Genomic DNA, 1,528 nt, shown 5'->3' on the forward strand with positions numbered 1-1,528 from the left:
GAAGAAGCGGTGTTGATAAGTGCAGACCCCAACGTTGCCAGGTATGCTGTTCGAGTATTTGGTAACTGGTGAGATAAAACGGAGCGCTGGCTAACCAGCGCTTCCAGCCGACAGCGCTCCGCGCTGCGGCTGAAGCGCGAGCCGTTGGGCGGCTTCTATCAAGGTCTCGCGAGGTGAAAAATGCCTAAAAAGAGAACCAACACCGGAATACCTGGTCTATCTTTTTCCTGGAAACGTGCGCTGGGAATTTCTCGTGCTAAGCACAGATTTGCACGAAAGACAGGTATCCCAACAACCAAGTCCGGTATTCAACGGAAGTTGGGAAGAGGAATATTAGGCTTTCTCTTCCCCTTTAGAAGAAAAAGATGAGGATTTGCTGGTGAACGCCCTCAAACGGGGAGGCCGTGTCCAATGTTGCGAAAACTGCTCTCAATACGAGTAAATCCTACCTACTATGCAGGCAAGAGGCTTGTCTTGCCCGTGGTTCCCCTTGCTGTTGCTCTCTGTTGTTGCGGATGCTTTGCCGTCGCTATGGTTGATACGTCCATGCGTGCGATTGGCTTATTGCCGACATACACGCCCTCACCTACGCGCACGCTTCCCCTGTCCCTTCTGAGACGCCGACAGTTACGCCACCACCAACGGCAATGTCAACACCAACGGCATTGCCAACGCCACAGCCGACTGCGACGCCATCGCCGACACCCTTGCCGACAAAAACACCACGCCCAAGCCGACGGCAAGACCAACAGTAGCCCCTACGGCCACCCCCACCTTGGTTAGTGGGCCGCTGGTTATTATCAAGAGAGTAAACAAAATCGAGGAATATGTGGATTTGGAGAACAGGGGTAACCAGCCTCAAGACTTGACAGGTTGGCGGCTTGTTTCGGAAAAGGGAATCAGGTATGTGAGTTGCGAGGTGTTGTAATACAACCAGGTGAAACTTTGCGGGTCTGGACTCGCAATCCCAATGGTGGCGGGTACAACTGCGGCTTTGACGGCAACATATGGAATGACAATGAACCAGACCCCGCTGCTCTTTACGACGCTCAAGGTGCGTTGGTGAACCGTTATCCATAATATCAGCTGGGCGGGCAATTTCACTGCGACTTTCATAGGTGCAAGAAGCCGCCCAACACGCGGCTCAAGCCGACAGCGCTCCGCTCGCTTCGCTCGCTCTGCGCTGCGGCTGAGCGGCATACCGTTGGGCGGTTAAAGACCTAAAGCTTATGTAGGAGGCGCACTATGCAGCGTACAAAGGTCATAATCTCAATTGTATTTGCCACATTTACCTTGTTGGCGTTGATAGTCCATCAAACAAGCGCAGGGAGCTACAATCGAACCGCAGCGGTGAGTTATGCCGATAGTTGGGCGCACGGAAGAAATGGGAGTTATCCCAATTATGGGAGTGGTTGCGGCTGTAATGATTGCACAAATTACATTTCGCAAGTGCTCCACAATAGAGGGTATCCTCTACGGACAGGAAATTGGGAGGCTCATGTAGGCATTAAGGTGAAGTGGCGAGTTT

At 52.5% G+C, this 1,528-nt stretch carries 4 protein-coding genes; 2 read left to right on the forward strand and 2 right to left on the reverse strand.

Annotated elements, in window-relative coordinates:
- The first annotated feature begins 180 nt into the window (after window positions 1–180).
- Window positions 181–369 (forward strand): hypothetical protein, encoded by a 189-nt coding sequence (locus tag CMR00_12725; protein PIO47000.1) that lies wholly within the window; start codon window positions 181–183, stop codon window positions 367–369.
- Window positions 370–586: 217 nt separating this feature from the next.
- On the opposite strand, the gene CMR00_12730 is transcribed toward CMR00_12725, so the two are convergent.
- Both CMR00_12730 and CMR00_12735 read right to left on the reverse strand, forming a co-directional pair.
- Window positions 587–862 (reverse strand): hypothetical protein, encoded by a 276-nt coding sequence (locus tag CMR00_12730; protein ID PIO47001.1) that lies wholly within the window; start codon window positions 860–862, stop codon window positions 587–589.
- Window positions 859–1,200 carry a hypothetical protein gene (locus tag CMR00_12735; GenBank protein ID PIO47002.1) on the reverse strand — a complete coding sequence of 114 codons (342 nt, stop codon included), beginning with the start codon at window positions 1,198–1,200 and terminating at the stop codon, window positions 859–861. The genes CMR00_12730 and CMR00_12735 overlap by 4 nt, the downstream gene beginning before the upstream one ends.
- 45 nt (window positions 1,201–1,245) lie before the next feature.
- On the opposite strand from CMR00_12735, the gene CMR00_12740 reads away from it, so the two are divergent.
- Window positions 1,246–1,528, forward strand: a 283-nt coding sequence (locus CMR00_12740) for a hypothetical protein (GenBank protein PIO47003.1), incomplete at its 3' end; no start/stop codon positions are given.

It is taken from the genome of [Chlorobium] sp. 445 (genome assembly GCA_002763895.1).
GTDB lineage: Bacteria > Bacteroidota > Chlorobiia > Chlorobiales > Thermochlorobacteraceae > Thermochlorobacter.

What these genes read in the sequence shown, in the direction of transcription:
- CMR00_12735 (PIO47002.1), bottom strand. Translation starts at nt 1,200, where the DNA reads ATGCCGCTCAGCCGCAGCGCAGAGCGAGCGAAGCGAGCGGAGCGCTGT.
- CMR00_12725 (PIO47000.1), top strand. Translation starts at nt 181, where the DNA reads ATGCCTAAAAAGAGAACCAACACCGGAATACCTGGTCTATCTTTTTCC.